Source organism: Alkalibaculum bacchi (assembly GCF_003317055.1).
Classification (GTDB): domain Bacteria; phylum Bacillota; class Clostridia; order Eubacteriales; family Alkalibacteraceae; genus Alkalibaculum; species Alkalibaculum bacchi.
Window position 1 is genome coordinate 1 of record NZ_QNRX01000016.1, and the last position, 18,940, is coordinate 18,940.

Sequence of the window (18,940 nt, forward strand, 5' to 3'; positions counted from 1 at the left end):
AAACAACCTAAAATGCTGTGCATAACACTTTATTTTTAGGTGAAAGTATTATGTTGCAATGGATTTATGCCATTTATGATGTGCGAAGTTTGAGTACATAATTTAAAAAATCACTCCCATTATTCCACCTAAAGTATTGTTTGTGATATCTGTAATATCAAGGATCAAGACAAACGCAATGCGTTCTTTTGTCAAATTGTATGAGAATTGTAAGATTATTTTTAGAATTCAGTAATAACTTTATAGTACTCTAAAATGGCTTAATAAAATTATTATCTTATAAAGAAAAAAAGCTATTATGGAGGATAAACATGCGTAAGATCGTAAAGATATTTTTTGTTATTCTATTTATATTCGGACTCTTTGTTGTAAAGGAGAAAATAGATATTAACAATATATTTAATAATAAATATAACAGTAACTATATCTACGTGGTGAATCGACAATCTGAAAGCGAAATAATAAAGAAAAACTATAAATCTAAAGCCTATCCAGCATCCTTGACCAAAATTATGACTACTCTTGTTGCCTTAGATCATATAAACGATTTGTCTGCTATTGCTCCAGTGGATATCGATACCTACAGAGAGATGGTAAATAAGAATTCATCAATGGCAGGATTTTATGGAAATGAACAAACTACCTATAGGGATTTATTATATGGGACTATTTTAAGCTCAGGTGGCGAGGCTGCCAATTCTTTAGCCATAAACATAGCTGGAAGCGTAGAAGATTTTGTAAAGCTTATGAATGATAAAGCCCAGGAACTCGGACTAGAAGATACGCATTTTGTTAATCCAGAAGGTCTCCATAATAAAAAACAATACACTACTGCCTATGATATGGCAATACTTTTAGACTATACTTTAGATAATGGACATTTCCGAGCAATATTTACTAAGGAAGCTTTTAAAACGACTTCTACATTAGATCATCCAAATGGCATTGTCTTGCAATCTACCGTGCTTTCAAAACTTCATGACATGCCTCAAAATGGTTTTAAAATCATAGGAGGAAAATCTGGAACCACATATGAAGCAGGACAATGCTGGGCTACTTTAGCTATAAAGGGAGATACAGAATATATAGCGATAGTAATGGGTGCTAAGTTAGAAGATATTAATGATACTAGCAACAAGCATATAGAGGATACCATTAAAATATATGAGGGTTTATGATAATAGAACTTGCTTGGCTCGTTGCTTTGCGATAACCATGGCTACGGGGATGGGGCTCATTCTTGCTCCATATATTAGTTGATAAAAATCACCGTCCAGATATGTATTGCAAAATTGTAAAATAAAAACACATTTTAATATTAACGCAATTAAAATGCACTAATCAAATTTACAACCTACGAAATCCAATAATTTGAATATGACCTTCCCTTTTGAACTTCATACTCTCAAAACCATATTCCCCAAAATTACTTTGGATTTCTTTTGGAGAATAAAACTTAACATCTCCTGCTTTTGACAATGGAACAAATGGATTTAAAATTGCACGAATAATAAATGGATAATATATATCTGCTATATATAATAACCCTTTCGGTTTTAATATTCGGCTTAATTCTTTAGCAAATGCTTTTGTATCTTGAAAATGATGATATGCCGCACAAACAGTTACCATATCAAACATTTCATTATCAAAAGGGGTATGCTCACAACTACTTATTTCAAATGTCATATCAGGACATCTCTTTTTAGCATTTTCAATCATCTTTTCCGAAATATCAATACCATATCCTTGAATGTCATACTTATTAGATAACATTTTAAGGAATGTAGCGTTTCCACAAGCAACATCTAAGATGTTACTATTAGTCTCCACAGTAATCTCTTCTAATAAAAGTTCTTTGAATTTTACTGTAAATTTGCCATCAAAAGTTTTATCATAGTCATCTGCTTTTTCATTATAACTTTCTCGTGATTTATCTTCAAAAGTTTTCATGTGATAAACCCCTCTCATACAAATTAGAGTACACACAATTTTACTATATAATTTAGTTAGTCTAAGGTATTAAAAAAAATCTTATATTTTTGAATCAAGGATGGTATTTTCCAGTGAATTCTTCAACAATAACTTTAAACACACAAACGCCGTCTACCATGCTGTCATCAATTAAAAAGTCTCGTCCAGTTTGATGCTTCATTAATACTGATAGGGCACTTTTCTTTTCTTCGATGTCATCAATAAAGATAGCCCTACCATTTCCAATAATGCTTTTAAAAGAATAGGAATACTCACATGCTACATCTGCTGTAATAAGGCCATGTTCAGAGTCCATTTCAAAACAAATTGCACTTTTTTCTTTTAATGCAGTAATTTTCCGTCCTTCCTTTGCACTATGAAAATACAATACCAACTGATTGTTCTCATAAGTATAGCCAAAATTCATAGGCACAATATAAAGACCAGCATGATCTTCCATAGCAATTCTAATAACTTTACATTGATCAATAATCTGTAATAATTCCTTAATTTCTGTAATTTCTCTATCTTTTCTTCTCAAATGAAATCTCCTATTAAATATTAATTAAGTTTATAAATTATTATATCAATATTATAGCTAAAAAAGTTGATATATTATTTTTACATAATAGCGATGCAACAAGCATGTAGAGGATACGATTAAAATATATGAGGGTTTATGATAATAGAACTTGCTTGGCTCGTTGCTTTGCGATAATAATGGTTGGGAAGATAGTACGGTTTATTGGAACGGTCATCCCACTTTAAAGTATTACTTCAATTTACATAAAACCCTTTGTTTTCAATACCTTGACAGTTAATGTTGTACATTATAATGTATCAACCTCCAATCTAACTCTATTTTAATGTGGGAAGGAAGTCTGCTTCTCGTTATACTTATTAGCGAATAATAACAATAGGCTAATACTCATTTTAGCGGTATATTCTCTATCAATTCGCGGTATAGTTGCTCTGTACTTTCGCTGTTACGCAAACTTATATATACATCTTTCTTGTTAGTTCTGTCAATTTTTATTGTAGGAGATGACTTCGATTGAACAAAGAGCAAAGTTTCACCGATGGTATCTGATTTGAAATTTCCTTTTAGGGCTTCTCCGATACCGCCATAACCATTAGTCCTTATGCCAAAACCAATATCGCTCATGCTTTTCTCTATAAGAGATATATCAACAATTTCAGAGAAGTCAATGTTTAATCCATACATAGCTTTTATTTGTATGTGATTATCAAGTATGATTGCGTCAGGGTCTTTTTCACCATAAAAAAACAGCGCACCTACTGCAATAAGAATTATTGTAGAGATTGAAGTTATAGCAATAATAACCAATTTTGGCGTCTTTGTTGTTGAATCATCCGTTTTATAAGTAACCGATGTGCTTCTATATTTGTTATAAATCCGATTATATGCAACGATTAAAACAACAATCCCGGGGACGCATATAATTACTAATAAAATAGCACCTGCTTCAATGCTGAAAAGTGACAATATACCTGTCACTACCATACAAACGGTGTAAATAGCCCACATCAAACCGTTCGCACGGTTGTATGAGGGAATATCCGCTATCTCTTCGGGCCTTACAGTACTTCCTGACCAAAAGTGCATGGGGTCTTTACGTTTGAACGCCCAAAGAGCGATTACCCCAAAAATTAATGAACACAGCCAACACACAACAGAAAAAATGATATTTTCAAACGACATTACTGTTTCCTCCTTGCCATTTTCCAAAAAATAATATATATTATTGCTAATTTCTATTTCGCCCAGATGCTCTTCATACCATCTTTGATGACTTTAAGTTGTTTTCCTATGCAAATATGCTTAGTTTCTTAAATCTTCTTTTAAAAAACTTTTTACACACTCCATTAGCTGTCACTAAAGCTTGTATTTTTTCCTCATCTACTGTACTAATTTCAATTTCATCTAAATGCTCTTCTGAATCACAAATCATTATCATTTTATCATCTCTATCAATCTCTTCGTCCTCTAATATAAAGTCGTCAAGAGTAATATTGCGCTTTACAGCCTCGTTAATAGATATAAACTCTATATACGGATTCTTAACCTCCTGTAAAGGTTTATCACTTGCTAAAAATTGAAATGAGCTCATGTTTCCTCCTTGTTCTTCTAAAAAATGTGTTATATAGAATTTAGAAACAACTGATTTAATCCTATAAAATTAGTACTGAATCTTCTTCTAGGTCTTTCTTCCCACATTTTGGATAGATGTATTTCGTTAAATCTAATTGCTATCAATTTTAATTACCCAATCAATATCATCCACACTCTTTTCGCCAAGATATATTTTTTCAAAAGCATATATTGAACCTTCACCAATAGCCGCTACAATACTTCCTGTAATAATTGCAGGTATAACACTCGTAGTCAATGCAATACTGAATTCGATACATACTATTTCTCTTGTTCTAATTGGCCTGCGAGTTTCTGTTCAAATTCTTTAATTTCATCAAGTTTCTTATTGAGCTGCTCATAGATTTTCTCTTCTGAGATTTCATCCTCAACCTTTGATTTTTTAGTAATGAACGGTATACGCCACTGCCAGTTTTCTTTTTGCTATCTGGAAGGATAATACACATTAATGCGCTTACACATAGCCATTACATTGTCCGGAATTAAAAGCAAGTTGGATAAAGAACTCATTACCGCCGCGGTTATAAAGCTCATAGAAATAGTGGTTCTTGTAAGCTTGACCCTTTCAAGAGTAACTACCCTTTCTAATAATGGGGTTAATAGTAAAATTATGTACATATATGGTAAATTTATGAAATATGTCACCTGGGCATTTTATTTATCAAATCTATTTTCATTAAATGACATTTCTGTAGGCCAAGTTGAATCTATCTTATATGAAGGACAAGGTTTGTAAAATTCACATATTTCTCTTTTTCCGAAGCATTCTTGTGCGCGTTCTAATAAACAATTGGAACAACTTTTATTATTTGAATTGCTTTTATTGCTCAACTTATTTTCAACTTTACTAAATGACTTATCCTTGAATTTGTTACTTTGTTTATTTAGGTCTAATCGACCGACTGATATTTTTCCTTCAATTTTATTTAATAAACTCTTATTAATGAAATAACGATTACATTTATTACAATATAAAATATCAATAAGCTTATATTGATAATTAATGCCCTTTTCTATATCCTCTTTGGTCCTAAAAATCTTTCTGACTATATTTTTTATAGCTAGTTTATTATGATCATAAGGACAAATGTTTTTATTTAGATTTATAAGATAAATTATATTATCACGGCTTATTGAACCGTCAGCGTTAGATACATAGTATTTCTTTTCGCTTGGTGGTTGATTCGTTACCTCACTTTCATTAAACTCAAACAATTTAGTAGCAATATTGTTGTATGAAAATTCCCTAATACTACTAGTAACTTCAGAATGATCGGCGTTTACAATCTCTGGATTATTTTTTAATATTTCAATTTGATCTTTAGTAGCTTTTCCTGTCTTTATTGATTCAAAATAATCTAATATTACCCTACCCTCAATATATTTTCTATCAAGTACATCTAGATTGATCCCCTTAAAATCGTCCAAACCTGTGTATGGTGTCAAACAGATGAGCATAAGAATAATATCTATTGTCATTTCGTAATCTAATATTAATATATTACTAGGAGTCTCATCCAGTATCATTAACATCTGATCAGCAGAATCATAATCTTCTAATGCAAATAGAATTCTAGCAAGTTTTATATTTAAACTTAGGAAACTAATATCACAGTCAAAAATAAGATTATTGATATACGTTACATTTTCATACGTAAAATCAAATAATAAGTCCTCGTCTATTTTTTGATATAGAACATCTAGTAAATAAAGCATTTCTTTACAGCTAATTTCCTTCTCTATTTGCATATTTATCAACTTAGAAATTTCTCTTAATAAGTCTAAGGATTTAGAATCATTATGATTTAATTCTTTAGACTTCCCTATTAAAACATTCATTAAAATATGTATTACATTAGAATAACTCTCAAATTTATATGAATTTCTAAGCAATTCAGCTAATTCATTGTCATCAATAGTATCCCACTCTATTTTTTCAAGAAATCGTTTACCTAAATCTTCTGACAATGATAGAAGATTTTTAAAATTGTTTACTTGTATAAATTTTTGTTTTTCCTCTTCCAAATGTTTAATTTTATCATACAGCATGTTATTGACGTTTTTCAGATCTTGAACCTCATCTTCAACTATCTTTAATCTAGCTTTGAGCTGTTTATTTTCATCCATGACTGAGTTATTAAGTTCTACTAGTTTATTTGAACTTTCTATTACACCAACTAAATTATCGCTTAAACCAAAATCGCATTTACTCACTTGTAAATCAATTTTTACAATATCCTTTTCCATTAGTGTCCTCCTGCTGTACTTCTCGACTAAAACTTTTTATTCACCTTTTAAAAGATCTCTTGATGCCAGGGAGTTGTTCATTCTGTATCGATATTATGTTAAGTAAGCTACAGTACTCCTATATACTTCGACACAAAACACTTGTATTGCTTCCTATTATACTGATCATTGTTTTCTTCATGGATTGGCATTCCCTTTATTTTCGCGAAATCACTTTTATCATTTTTGCTGCAATTTTAGGAGCTTGTTTTAATACCCCTTTTTTTATTGCGGCACCGCCTCCCAAAATAGCAACACCCCTTTCTTTTGCATTGTTTAAGTGCTTCATTAGTCATTGTCATTACCCTCCAAGTAGTTTGTTGATTTTTCGTTTTTGTTTCCAATAAAGGCATCACAGCTAACAAGTAGCTTTGTGGGAAGTAACCCGAAATCCTGAGGGGTTAAACTACTGTTTCCAGAGGAGGAAATCAACTCCAAGCAAGATGTTTATTACACTTATCTTCTATTTCTTTAAACGATACCTGTTTAATAAAAGTCTCATGTTCTTTAACTACTGCAAGTTGTGCATTGCGTCCACCAAGAACCTGATAAGAATACAAAGAGATTTGGACGGCGTTATTCATCGCAACTATGGCGGTATTAATGCCACAGACCATCTTTTCCATATCTTTGGTTTTAGGTGGTTTGTCACCGCTGAGTAAAGAAATGTCAGATTTAATTAGAAACGCAAGTTCTGCTCGAGCAGAATTGGTATCACGAGTAGATTGTATGAGCATTTGCCTTTGTAAATTTTCATCTGACATGGCGAGTGCCTGTATAAAGGCACTTCAACTACTTAACAATTTAGCCAAACGATCATCGCGTTGACTCTGAATGATTCTTCCGAAATTGATTTCACAGGCTTCTGAGATTTCCTTAAGACCGTTGGAGATTTGATTTAACTGATTTTGCATTCATAAACACTGCATCGCTCCAGCTACATTGGCAGGGATAGTTTTTGTACCTAACGGGATATCCTTGATTTTTCTGTTCTTACCATACTCTTTTCCGTTTATAATTAAGCCTTTTACTGTTGCCTTAATTTGAAGATAGAAAGCATCAGTAGAATCTTTACACGGAATTAATTCAGCTGTTCCGTTTTGCAATACCTGCTTATTTTCCCCTGAAATTAGATCAAGCCGCGGGATATACTCGGTTTTGCTTTGTACATAATCTATGGACTTTTGAACTGCAGGAACAGAATTGACAAATTGTTTGACTTTACTAAACAAGCTTTCCGATGTCCTATTTTGTATTGCCGGTGATAATGAAAACACTGTGCTGTTATAGGAATACAAATTCTCATCTAACACATCAATATTAGATGTACTTATTTTAATTCAAAATCGTTCCTCGCCTATTTGATATCGCTCAACAACGTCGTCATTACTGTCATGTATTTCAAAATTTTCACCTGTAATCCCATCCATATTTACTTCTCCTCAACGCTTTAAACACAGGATTTTCTGGTGATCCCTGCATTAATAATCCTGATGTTTATATTTCAAATAAATTCTAAATTCTTGTATAGATATATTAAACTCTCGAAGCATTTCTTCTAAAAAACCTTTTATTTTTTGTTGAGAAATACTTGTAGAGGCGTATACTCTAGTATTTTCAACCATTTCACTACTTCTAAAACTTAATTGATTATGTGAAAAATATGCTTTCATGGATTTACTTTCTATACATTTGTAAAAAGTATCTTTATTTATTTTCACAAGTTCTCGACAAGTTAAAATATATAGTTGTTTCCAATTATCTACTTCGATTTCTTTGCCACATAGGCTAAAGGAACCAATTATTTTACCGCTTAAATCTGCGTATAATGTATAACCTACGTTGCCTTTCTTTTCTTCAGCCTTTCTTTTATTAGTGAAATCAAATTTATAATCTGTTTTTTGATTGTTATTGGTACTAATAGAGTATTCGCTTGTATCCTCTGCACATTTATCTTCAAACAGTGGCTTTTGATTTAAAGTTTTAGTAAAACTCATTTGTTCTACACTGTTATCATATCTGTTTTCTGCATTATCTACATGAGCTATTTCTTCTGCTACTTTAGATTGTTGAAAATCAATAACATTATAAACTTTTTCTTCATGAATAATCTTCTCTTCTTGATTGGAATCAACATACTCCTTACCTTTACTCGTATCTCCATCTGGATTTGATGACTGTTTCCATCTCATACGAATATTGTTAGCCTTACGTTTTATTCTCTCTAGTAATTCATTGTCATTACTTTGATTAACTTCAATAGCTTCATCATTAATAGAATAATTTGGTTTTATTGCAAAGTTAGTAAGCTCTGACACGACTTTCTTCATAGTTTCTTCAGGATATCTATAATATTCACTACCTCTAATCCTGATAAATGTCCATCCCAACCGTTCAAGAATATTTTGACGTTTGATATCATCAGGTAAATTGTCAATAGTGTGCCATCTACCACCATCACATTCTAGAGCAATTCGTTTGTCGCCGTCCTCGATGACCATATCAATTCTGTATGAACCTACTTTCCATTGTGAAATGACACGATATCCTTTGTTGATTAAATCTAGCATCACCTTATACTCGAAATCGGATTCTGTCTTTTCTAATTGCACATTTTCCCTTGAAAATTCAGGATGTATGGCATGTTTAATGAGTCGTAATCGAATATCATCGGGTTTTAGGTCGATTTCTGGATTCAACGAATGAACAACCCACATCTGGTCTTTCGCTCGACTTGCAGCTACGTTATATCTCTTTCTATTTTTATCATTATTACCATCTTCACTTAGCAGACGAACTGGACCACCTTTTTCTGTAGGTCCTTCTACAATACTTAAGAAGATAATATCCCGCTCGTCACCTTGAAATTGAGGTGGGGTACCACATTGTATTTTTCTATTCTCATATTCTACTGGATCTATATGAGTTTGCAGTAACGAGTCTATTGCATATGCCTGCTCAGTTCCAAGCATGCTGATTATACCAATTGTTTTATCTTGATACTCTTCTTCTTCAATACAAGCGCAGATAAGTGATACAATTTGTTCTGCTTCTTCAAAGTTAACTTTATTACGCTCCTTTATTCCTGAAGGTACTCGATATTCAACAACTGGAGGTACAGTTCTTACAGCTGAGTTATCTCTTAATGGATCTATCATTCCCCTATAAGAAAGTTGATTGCTAAACTCTATTATTTCAGGGAGACACCGAAAATGTTCTGAAAGCATAAGAGGTTTAAATCCATTCATCTTGGCCATATCATAGAGGGATGTTTGATTATTATAAAGATGCTCATGTGGAATTCCTTGTAAATGTTGTGAAACTAAGGCCTGGATATCATCGGTTTTTACAAACCCTGATTCAGGACTTACTTGTTCATCATCACCTACAATAATAATTCTTTTCCCCAAAAACAAAGCTGACAATGATAATATATCGGATTGACTTGCCTCATCAATAATAACTACATCAAAGTTATTTGATTGAGGGTCAAAATTCTCTACTACATGATTAAGAGACATAATCCACACTGGAATGGCTGACTGACATTTTGGCATAATCTCTCTTGCTTTTTGCTTAAATATTGGAGCTCTTTTTCCAGTACCTTTACCTATCTGCTTAATCGTCGTCCTCCAACTTTCTATTGCAGAAGTTTGCTCTTGAGTTCTATTTTTTATATTGTGATACCAAGCTTTTCGATAAGCTAATTTTCTTGAATTTTCTAAAAGCAGATCATTGATTGCATTAAGTTCGTTTTGAATTCTATTAGGATTCATTTCATCCAAAATTCTTATTTGATTGCTTAATTGCAACCTTTTCCATGCGAATTCGACATGCTTTGGTACATTGGATTGTCCATGTATTCCAATCCTTGTTTGAATAGCTGCCGACCAAAATGGTGCGATTGTGCCAAGTTTTGATAAAAACTTATTTCGCTCCTCGAAGATATCTCTTTTCGTGATCACTTTTTCAAACTCAGCAACTGCATCTGGGTAATTCACACTGTTTTTTTCTTTTATTGTCTTTATCAAATTTGCTACTGGAACATCACATAAATCATAACTTTCAAGATCTAAAAGATATTTATCCCATCTATCTGAAACTTCTTGTAATTCTAATTTCAAAGTATAATAGGAGAGGCTAGGCAAAATCTTTTCATTCATCAATATTTCTATTGAATCGACTGGATTCAAACCATCCAAACTTAATAAAGTATTGAGCTCATATTGATTTTCGCTAAAGCTACTTAAATCGTCAAGATATTTTAGCCATATATCATTAATGAAGTTCAAGGCATAAGTAATAGATTCTCGATTATGAATTATCTTATTTTCAAATGTTGCAGACAAATCATCCCTAGCTATCACTCCATCTAACAGCTTATAGATTTTATCGATTACTTTTGATTTTTTAATCTCATATTCTATAAGAGTCTTTAAGTTCACAAATTCATTTCTGAACTCAATATTCTTGTCGTTAATTGTTATAGAATCTCTTAACTTCTTCCATCTTGGTTTTGTTAACCCTGACATCTTAGTGATGGGTTTTTCTTTTCCAGTCGAGATGATTTCGTTTAATAATCGTATCGTATCATTGTTTACAATCCCTTTAGAATACTCATAACTGTCGTTAAATAAAATCCTTCTACACTCTTGATAGTCTTTATTGAAACTATCAAATTCTTCTATTATCTCTTTCCAAAAATCAAGGGATATTTTGTCATTATAAACCTTAGAGATAATAATCCGGTAAACAGAATCTAGATTTATAAGGTAATTAAGAATATTAGTTCCTTGATTTTTTATTCCATTAAGTCTATCTTTTTCAGAAATAGTTAATCTAAGTATTGGTTTTTCTATTAATGTAGCACTTTGCAAGTTATTTAGTTTTTCACTGCCCTCTTCAAATTCTTCTACTGTCCATAATTCACCAAGTAATGGTAGTTTTTTGGACAACATTCTCTCCTCATCTTCACTGATATCATCATTAGAGCTATATAATCGAATCAACTCATCTTCCGATAATGGCAGATTAACGGTACAGTCAGTCGTATTACCTTCTAGAAAATCGTATTTATCTATACCTTCGCTGATAAATTTTGCTGCTTCAATAGGTTTAATTGTTTGATTATCAAAAACTAAATCTTTATACTCCTGTGATCTGACTGATATTAAATCATTTCTCAACTTTTTGTAGTCTTCAATCAAATTTTTACGTTCTACCGTTAGTTTTTCGATAGCCTCTTTTTCTTTATTAAGGTCGATGCTTGTACTTTTTATTGCCATTTCGTTAATGGCTTTATCCATCTCTTCTTTTTGAGATTTACTGCTCAAAAGACTAATACAAAGACTTTGTAAATCAATCTCCTCATCCTTGTATACTTTATCCTTTAATACTGTAAGGGCTTTTTCCGTATGGCTAGTGACGAGAATATTGTTGCCTTCGCTTAAAAGATGACCAATTAGATTAGCGATAGTATGAGTCTTCCCAGTTCCTGGTGGTCCCTGTACTAATACTGCGCCGTAATGGTTTAAATATTTAATAATTCTCATTTGATCATTATTAGCAGGTAGTGTTAGTAATATATCTTCGTCAATACCATTAAAGTTCCAACTCTCTTCTTCAATAATTTCTTTAGTGGTATTGTCATATTTGCCTATCATGGTATTAAAAAAATCTGGCAAATGCAAACTTTCATTGCTTTTTATCTCTTCAATGATTTTTTCTATAAACAAAGAATATCCAAGATTTCTTTTCCTCAAAAACAGCATAGGATCTGATTTAATCATTGGTCCTGTATAATCTTTTTCATACTCCTCAACTAGCCTTCCTGTTTTGTCCACCACATTAATAAGCCTATTGAATAATGCACTCGTATTTATAGTATCCGTTAAATAGTAATTATTTTCTTCTACATCTTTGATGACATCAGATAAAATAGATTGATCTACAGATGAAATCGTTCTAAATAACGATGTATAAAGTTCAGTATCACTTTCTTCACAGCTTATAGTAAATTTGGGCACATCTGGATCAAATATTAGTTTAACCTTTTGTAATAGAACAGGATGGCTAATACCTAGAGTTTTCCACACTACATTTCCATCACCTAAAACCAGTTCTACACTTTCAGATTCTCTTTTTATGTCAGAATGAAGTTTAAAGAGTTTATTATAAATTTCTAGGCCTTTTTCTTTAGGAATTTCTTTATTCAACCACTCATTTCTTTCTTCTATCCAACTTGTAAAAGCATTTACTCGCTTGTCATTATCAGAAAATTGTTCTATCTGTTCAATGTCCCCAGCTTGAGAGTGTTCTACCTTAGTTTTTTCCTCAATAAATTTTATAGCATCAATGTGAAGATCCTTCCAGTCACCTTCAATCCAATCAATAATCATTTCATCAGGTATTGGGCATGGCAAAAGAACAGGTTTTATGACATCAAGTATTTTTTCATCATTTACCCCTTCGGCAAAAGCAGACCATATTTCTTCTATCTTTGGAATATCTTTAAAACCCATGCTCCATTTTTGCTTAGTAATATCTGTAATCACAGGATTTGATATTTCATTATAATCTTTTAAAAAGTTAAAAACATTTATGATTTCAGCCATTTTTTCTCCTAAACATTAGATTTCTAAGCTATCGAGAACTTGTCTCAAATTAGCAGCCTCTTCATCAGATAAAGTGACTCCCTTCCCCATCTTACCGTCTTTATGATGCCAATCTCTAAGGTCATATTTAGGTGGTCTACCATTCAGCTTACCTTATTAAATTCTTTTGTCCAACCTTTAGAATTCTCAGATAATATTGCGATTTTTTCTATAATTTCATATTTAAATTCGGCCATATTAATTTCTCCTCATTCGATATTTATTTACAAATCTTGCTAGATTAATTATACTACAAAATAATGATTAATCTATATTGCTGATAAATTTTAAGATTGGAAAACAATAGCCCCTCCCTAGTTTAAATCACTATTTTGATTTTCACCAGAAAGGAGCTATTGTTTTCTTAAAGGGTAGATCTATTTATATTACTAACTGGGAAGTGAAATCCCCATTAGTAATTTTATTAAGGAGCAATTGATGAAAGTGATTTTGTTAAAATCATAGAGTTCTCATAAATTTAGAAACACTCAGTCTCGTCACTAGTGTCTCTATGTTGAAGATTGATTTACTGATATTAACCAAACTTGTCCCTACTGAGCCATTTAAAATCCACTTAGTGACTTAAAAACTTGACCCAAAATTCCACGTCCCTTGAATTAGTACGTCTGATTTTTGGATTGCTGACTAAAAATCAGATCTACTCCAAGGATAAAGTTAGAGACATCCAATAAAATATTTTTCTCTCCTAAACCTATTTTTATTGAAAACCATAGGTTCTATTAAAATTACTCTTTTTTAAAAGTTATGTTTGATTTATTTAAAAATCTCTTCTTGACATATTACTAGATTGCTTAATATTATTTGACATAATACCGGTCAATCTTTTATTATTAGCAATATTGCCTATTACACATATAAAGACTGAAACAAGAACTGGTAATGAAAATGCTATTAATAGTTTATCTGCAATAAAGAAGGGAATACCTGAAACCACTCCCAGTACTGCTGCCAGTAAGGCAACTTCTTCTGTTAGTTTAGGGTTAAAGAGCCCATAGAAGAGGGGGAAGAATACTCCTACACATATTAAATCTGCTACGAAGAATAGATAAAGAACACTAAAACCCTTTGATGCAATTAAGACTGCTGGTATCATTAGTAGCACTGTAATGATCCTTGCAAATTTTAAGGGAGACTCCATTTTAATGTTTTTAAATAACTTCTGGCTGTCAATTGTAATTGTAGCTACCGTCGCATTTAAAAGTGTATCTACTGTACTCATTACTAACACTAGGGCCAATATAAAAACACCTAATATTAAGCCATTGGGAAACAGTTCATAAACTAAGGAAAATAGTGCAACTGATGGACTTTCAGAGACTTCCATACCTGTGGAAACTATTCCTAAAAACCCTGATACAAACATTATAGGTAAAACAAGCAATATGCATGTGATTAAAGACTTTCTTAAGGTTGCATTATCTTTTCCAGCATAAACCCTCTGCCAATATCCCTGATGAAATAAGTTTGAGGCAAATACTGCTATACAAAGAGTTAAACCATATTCAATTCCCCCAATATTTTTAAAATTCAGCAAGTCAGGTGCATTTAATCTAGTTTGTCTTATTATTTCTCCATATCCTCCACCATAATATCCAACACCCCACACTACTACTATTAGTAGGACCCCTATTAGAACCATTTGGATCATATCAGTGAACATAGATGCTCTAAGTCCACCATAGGCCGTATAGATCAGGGTCCCTAGACCTATTAACATTGCTGTATAAAACAGGGGGACTCCTGATAGCTGGTAGGCTACTAAACCTATGGCAGTGAGTTCAGCTACCAGATGAACAAACATATAAAATAGTGATAATAAGACTGTTAAAAGATGCATTTTTGCCCCATATCTTTTTTGAGCAAAATCATTTAAGGTACTTCCCTCTGGGAGATAGGACTTGATTTTAGGTCCTATAACAAGGAAGGCTATATACAAACTTGCTACACCAATTCCATAGCCAATAATGGTTGTAATTCCTCCTATTGATCCAGCTTCTGGGGGCGTAAATAAAATAAAGACCCCTAAAAAGGATGCTAGAAAGGTAGCAGATAATATCCCTCTTCCCGTACTTCCTCTGGCTGTTAAAAAATCATCTGTACTTCCTAACCTACCACTACTATAGACTATACCAATAATTGTAAAGCTAATGACTGTAATACTCAATAAAAACATTACTGTAAAAGTCGAAATCATCTTTGGCCTCCAAAATTTTATATTATAGTTTCCTATCTAAAAATATTTAATAGCTCTTCTGTTGCCTTCTTTATATCTTTTTCCCCTAAAATTGCCGAAACTACAGCCAAGGAATATCCAGTCGATCATTAATTATTAGAGGTATATCATATTTTTTAGTTATTTCCTGTATTCCATGTTTGCTCTAATAAAATCAATTTTCATAAGTGCCTTAAAGATAATCCATCCCGTAATAACACCAACAACTGAACTGAGAATAAAGGGACCTACATAGAAAAATAGTGCCATTTCCTTACCCATTAGATATTTTGCAACAGGGTAGGACACCAGTGCACCAAGTATACCAGTGCCAAAGATTTCTCCTAGGGCTGCATAAATGAGACTTTTTCCCTTTTTAAACAATAGACCTGCAAGAAGTACCCCTATCATACTTCCAGGAAAGGCTAGTAATGAGCCGGTACCCAATAGATTTCTTAATAAAGAAATTGCAAAGGCTACTCCAACACCATAGGCAGGTCCAAAAAATACCGCAGTTAAGAGATTTATCCCATGTTGTACTGGAAAAGCCTTGGCCATCCCTATAGGTAGGTAAATAATATGGGAGCTCACTACCCCTACTGCTGTAAGTAAAGACACTGCTGTAAGTTTTTTTAGTTCCAAGATTCATCCTCCTTTAAATAAAAAAGCACAGACCTGAGTGTAGAGTCTGTGCTTTTTTTATATTGAAAATTATACCTCAATATAATACACTTCCCTACGCTAGTATTATCTAGATCAGGTTAAGGGATCAAAGACATTAAAGGGTCTTTTTCTCAGCTGACCTATTCAGCTCTCCCAGTGATTAATTATTATTATATTTTATAATTGCATGATAACATATTGAGCCTAAACTTCAAACTTCAATGATAAATATTAATAACTTACAATTTCCTTAAAGCTTTTCCATATTTGCAAAATAAAATCCCATATGAGTTTCAATCATAATTCCATTTGTATCATTTATGTGCTGGATTTGTACAATTACCAGAAGTGTATATTGTTTTAATATATTTGCATATCACATTTTCAGTAAGGCTTTCTATATTTCCACTTTCTTTAAGTTCCTTATCAAAAGCTTCTATACGCTTATTATTCTCTTCAGTAGACTCCTGTAATTGGTCTTTTATCTCTATAAAATACTCTCTTGAAATCTTGCTAAACTTATAATTTTCAAATTCTATTCTTTTCTTATTTGAAAGTTCATCATTTTTATCATAGAGTTTTTTCTGTTCCTGTAGAAGTCTTTCCCTTTCTGTCTTGTCTGTATGGAATCGATCTTTAAAAATTTCAAAAACATCGCCTACGGGGACAGTCCCCCTATACAGTAGAGTGATGTAGTAAATGGGTTGAGTTATAAAAAATCACTCTACATTCCAAGGATTCATCTAAGATGATTTCATTTTCTTCATATAATAATGGGCCATAATCAAATATCAAACCCCATCTGCACTATCATTTCCTTATCTTCACTAATATTATGGCCAGAAGTTGTTAATAAATCTCCTGTTATAGTGGCATTAGCACCTGCACGAAAGGCACTCTTTCCAGAATCTTTCATCAGGCTTCTCCCAGCTGCTAATCTAATACTAGCTGTTGGATTTATAAAACGAAATATAGCTATGGTTCTTAATATCTCATCTTCTGTTAGTGGTTCAAGCAATTCAAAGGGTGTGCCTTTAATTGGCATTAAAACATTAATAGGAATAGACTGTACTTCAAGTTCTGCTAAGCTAATAGCCATATCTAAACGATCTTGGAATGTCTCACCCATTCCAATAATACCACCAGAGCAGACCCTTAATCCTATCTTCTGAGCTCCCCTTATAACACTAATCTTATCCTCATAACTATGGGTAGTGCAAATATTATTGAAGTTTCTTATTGAAGTTTCAATATTTTGGTGATACATAGAAACACCATTTTCCTTAAGAGCAAGCAGTGCCTGATCAGAAAGTATGCCATGGGATGCACATAAATCAATCTTACATTCTTCATGCATCATTTTATAAGCCAAACAAACTTCTTTTAATTCTTTTTCGTTTAAATCACGACCGGCTGTTACAATAGAATAACGGTGCACCTTTTTATCAGCATGTTTCTTGCAATCAGCTAGAATCTCTTGCCTATGTAGCAAACTATATTCCTTGGCATCCGTATGAAAATGAGAACTTTGAGAACAAAACTTGCAATCTTCACTGCATCTGCCACCTTTGCCATTAATAATAGAACATAGGTCAATACTATTACCACACAATTCTTCCCGAATATTATCCGCCCCTCGGCAAAGGTCTTTCAAAGAAATAGTCCTAAAGAAACTTAAATCATCTCCCCGTATTAACCTTCTCCCCTCAATTATTTCCTGTACCAATCCTTGTATTTCCATATTACCTTCTCCCTTGTTGTTATGTTTTTTATGTTTAAGATATTAGATATTGATTGCCTTTGTATGATTATAGCTTATAAAAAAATGATTGTAAACTAATTTTAAAATATAGGTTTACAATCACGTTTTACCAGCTCACTTTTGCTATTTACATTTTTTGCTATAATTTTTACTTAATGGGAGTTTAAGGGACGGGACTTTTCAAGTCACAGGATTAGAGTCAGCTTTTTATGACCCAAAATTCCACGTTCCACGTGAAGGATGTCCCTGAGGTCGGGTTTCAGGTCAGGTACTCGTTATAAAAAAATTCATTTTTGTATAAGAATTATCTTATTTAACCTTACTAATAAGATATGTAAATTCTTCAAAATCCTTTAGATGATTTTCTATAACTTTTTGCAAGATTTCCAAATTAAGATTTTGATAATTGTGAACAGCTATATTTCTAAAACCTATCATTGCTTTTAATATATTTAACATTCTATCATCAATAATATTATGTTGATTTAATGCTTCAAAAGCATCTCTACTATTTTGTGGAATACCTAATTTTTTTTATGAAACTAAATGCATTGCTATATCAATCGTTGCTTCGACAGCTCTTTGAATATTTAATACGATAGAATCTTGTTTAGTATAATCCATTAAGTTATCTGAATTGTGATCATATACTTCTTGAATTCTTATTACACATCTTTCTATAATACTTATTTTATTATATAAAACATCCTTAACCATATACTCTACCATCCCTTTCAATGGCATTTAATACTATTTTTCTTTCTTCATTTAATTTTGCATAATCTTTGAATGCTCTAATATCATAATTGGCCATTAAGTATTCATCTGCACAATATAATACTTCTTTTGTGCCTACAATTTGAGCGGCGAATACTGTGTTGATGTCTTTTAAGTGGACAATCTGAGTATCTCGTTTAACTTCAAAAGAAAGATTGCCTGCAGCAATCATTAATTTGTAGGGGTCAATGATATCATCAGTATAAATAGCTAGGTCTATATCACTATCCTTTCGCCCTTCTCCTTTGGCGAAGGATCCAAAGAGATAGATAAATTTAGGATTAAATTCTTCTTTTAAAAAACGTACTATTATATTCTTATCTTTTTCTGATAAGTACATTTTTCTCACCCCTTTTCCCATATTATATACTAAATTAGTTTGATTATATACTTGCAAACAAAAGATTAATGTGATGTGT

Annotated in this window: 15 protein-coding genes, 2 pseudogenes and 1 riboswitch; of the genes and pseudogenes, 1 reads left to right on the forward strand and 16 read right to left on the reverse strand. The window is 32.2% G+C overall.

Annotated features, from left to right (window positions below):
- The first annotated feature begins 311 nt into the window (after nucleotides 1-311).
- Nucleotides 312-1,178 carry a D-alanyl-D-alanine carboxypeptidase family protein gene (locus DES36_RS11280; RefSeq protein ID WP_113921313.1) on the forward strand — a complete coding sequence of 289 codons (867 nt, stop codon included), beginning with the start codon at nucleotides 312-314 and terminating at the stop codon, nucleotides 1,176-1,178.
- 169 nt (nucleotides 1,179-1,347) lie between these two features.
- Here DES36_RS11280 and DES36_RS11285 read toward each other — a convergent pair whose 3' ends face one another.
- The 16 genes and pseudogenes from DES36_RS11285 to mntA form a co-directional block, all read right to left on the reverse strand.
- The gene (locus tag DES36_RS11285; protein ID WP_113921314.1) at nucleotides 1,348-1,953 is read right to left on the reverse strand and encodes a class I SAM-dependent methyltransferase; all 606 of its coding nucleotides are present in this window, start codon (nucleotides 1,951-1,953) and stop codon (nucleotides 1,348-1,350) included.
- Between the two features lie 94 nt (nucleotides 1,954-2,047).
- Nucleotides 2,048-2,515 (reverse strand): pyridoxamine 5'-phosphate oxidase family protein, encoded by a 468-nt coding sequence (locus DES36_RS11290; RefSeq protein ID WP_113921315.1) that lies wholly within the window; start codon nucleotides 2,513-2,515, stop codon nucleotides 2,048-2,050.
- Nucleotides 2,516-2,902: 387 nt separating this feature from the next.
- Complete coding sequence (locus DES36_RS11295; protein ID WP_113921316.1) at nucleotides 2,903-3,697, reverse strand: hypothetical protein; 795 nt, start codon at nucleotides 3,695-3,697, stop codon at nucleotides 2,903-2,905.
- Between the two features lie 106 nt (nucleotides 3,698-3,803).
- Nucleotides 3,804-4,106, reverse strand: coding sequence for a hypothetical protein (locus tag DES36_RS11300; RefSeq protein WP_113921317.1), 303 nt, complete (start codon nucleotides 4,104-4,106; stop codon nucleotides 3,804-3,806).
- Between the two features lie 132 nt (nucleotides 4,107-4,238).
- Complete coding sequence (locus DES36_RS11305) at nucleotides 4,239-4,385, reverse strand: hypothetical protein (RefSeq protein WP_207657458.1); 147 nt, start codon at nucleotides 4,383-4,385, stop codon at nucleotides 4,239-4,241.
- A gap of 416 nt (nucleotides 4,386-4,801) precedes the next feature.
- The gene (locus tag DES36_RS11310) at nucleotides 4,802-6,394 is read right to left on the reverse strand and encodes a hypothetical protein (protein WP_113921318.1); all 1,593 of its coding nucleotides are present in this window, start codon (nucleotides 6,392-6,394) and stop codon (nucleotides 4,802-4,804) included.
- Nucleotides 6,395-6,590: 196 nt separating this feature from the next.
- Entirely contained in the window at nucleotides 6,591-6,722 is a 132-nt protein-coding gene (locus tag DES36_RS15330) for a hypothetical protein (RefSeq protein WP_278278704.1), read from the reverse strand.
- A gap of 139 nt (nucleotides 6,723-6,861) precedes the next feature.
- On the reverse strand, nucleotides 6,862-7,197 hold the full coding sequence (locus tag DES36_RS11315) for a hypothetical protein (RefSeq protein ID WP_113921319.1): 336 nt from the start codon (nucleotides 7,195-7,197) through the stop codon (nucleotides 6,862-6,864).
- Between the two features lie 150 nt (nucleotides 7,198-7,347).
- Nucleotides 7,348-7,710 carry a hypothetical protein gene (locus tag DES36_RS11320; protein ID WP_170128279.1) on the reverse strand — a complete coding sequence of 121 codons (363 nt, stop codon included), beginning with the start codon at nucleotides 7,708-7,710 and terminating at the stop codon, nucleotides 7,348-7,350.
- 204 nt (nucleotides 7,711-7,914) lie between these two features.
- Nucleotides 7,915-13,047 (reverse strand): AAA domain-containing protein, encoded by a 5,133-nt coding sequence (locus DES36_RS11325; RefSeq protein WP_113921321.1) that lies wholly within the window; start codon nucleotides 13,045-13,047, stop codon nucleotides 7,915-7,917.
- Nucleotides 13,048-13,062: 15 nt separating this feature from the next.
- Nucleotides 13,063-13,283, reverse strand: a pseudogene (locus DES36_RS11330) (YdbC family protein).
- Nucleotides 13,284-13,864: 581 nt separating this feature from the next.
- The gene (locus DES36_RS11335) at nucleotides 13,865-15,301 is read right to left on the reverse strand and encodes a sodium:solute symporter family transporter (RefSeq protein WP_113921322.1); all 1,437 of its coding nucleotides are present in this window, start codon (nucleotides 15,299-15,301) and stop codon (nucleotides 13,865-13,867) included.
- A 159-nt stretch (nucleotides 15,302-15,460) separates the two neighbouring features.
- Complete coding sequence (gene thiW / locus DES36_RS11340) at nucleotides 15,461-15,961, reverse strand: energy coupling factor transporter S component ThiW (RefSeq protein WP_113921323.1); 501 nt, start codon at nucleotides 15,959-15,961, stop codon at nucleotides 15,461-15,463.
- 74 nt (nucleotides 15,962-16,035) lie between these two features.
- Nucleotides 16,036-16,147, reverse strand: a riboswitch (TPP riboswitch).
- Nucleotides 16,148-16,766: 619 nt separating this feature from the next.
- Nucleotides 16,767-17,717 carry a biotin synthase BioB gene (bioB, locus tag DES36_RS11345; RefSeq protein WP_187387079.1) on the reverse strand — a complete coding sequence of 317 codons (951 nt, stop codon included), beginning with the start codon at nucleotides 17,715-17,717 and terminating at the stop codon, nucleotides 16,767-16,769.
- A 336-nt stretch (nucleotides 17,718-18,053) separates the two neighbouring features.
- Nucleotides 18,054-18,461, reverse strand: a pseudogene (gene hepT / locus DES36_RS11350) (type VII toxin-antitoxin system HepT family RNase toxin).
- Nucleotides 18,454-18,861 carry a type VII toxin-antitoxin system MntA family adenylyltransferase antitoxin gene (gene mntA / locus DES36_RS11355; RefSeq protein WP_113921325.1) on the reverse strand — a complete coding sequence of 136 codons (408 nt, stop codon included), beginning with the start codon at nucleotides 18,859-18,861 and terminating at the stop codon, nucleotides 18,454-18,456. The pseudogene hepT and the gene mntA overlap by 8 nt, the downstream one beginning before the upstream one ends.
- Nucleotides 18,862-18,940: the final 79 nt, after the last annotated feature.

Bases quoted from the DNA above. Each gene is read 5' to 3' on its own strand.
- DES36_RS11280 (WP_113921313.1), top strand. From the start codon at position 312: ATGCGTAAGATCGTAAAGATATTTTTTGTTATTCTATTTATATTCGGA.
- DES36_RS11285 (WP_113921314.1), bottom strand. From the start codon at position 1,953: ATGAAAACTTTTGAAGATAAATCACGAGAAAGTTATAATGAAAAAGCA.
- DES36_RS11295 (WP_113921316.1), bottom strand. From the start codon at position 3,697: ATGTCGTTTGAAAATATCATTTTTTCTGTTGTGTGTTGGCTGTGTTCA.
- DES36_RS11300 (WP_113921317.1), bottom strand. From the start codon at position 4,106: ATGAGCTCATTTCAATTTTTAGCAAGTGATAAACCTTTACAGGAGGTT.
- DES36_RS11310 (WP_113921318.1), bottom strand. From the start codon at position 6,394: ATGGAAAAGGATATTGTAAAAATTGATTTACAAGTGAGTAAATGCGAT.
- DES36_RS15330 (WP_278278704.1), bottom strand. From the start codon at position 6,722: ATGAAGCACTTAAACAATGCAAAAGAAAGGGGTGTTGCTATTTTGGGA.
- DES36_RS11315 (WP_113921319.1), bottom strand. From the start codon at position 7,197: ATGTCAGATGAAAATTTACAAAGGCAAATGCTCATACAATCTACTCGT.
- DES36_RS11325 (WP_113921321.1), bottom strand. From the start codon at position 13,047: ATGGCTGAAATCATAAATGTTTTTAACTTTTTAAAAGATTATAATGAA.
- DES36_RS11335 (WP_113921322.1), bottom strand. From the start codon at position 15,301: ATGATTTCGACTTTTACAGTAATGTTTTTATTGAGTATTACAGTCATT.
- mntA (WP_113921325.1), bottom strand. From the start codon at position 18,861: ATGTACTTATCAGAAAAAGATAAGAATATAATAGTACGTTTTTTAAAA.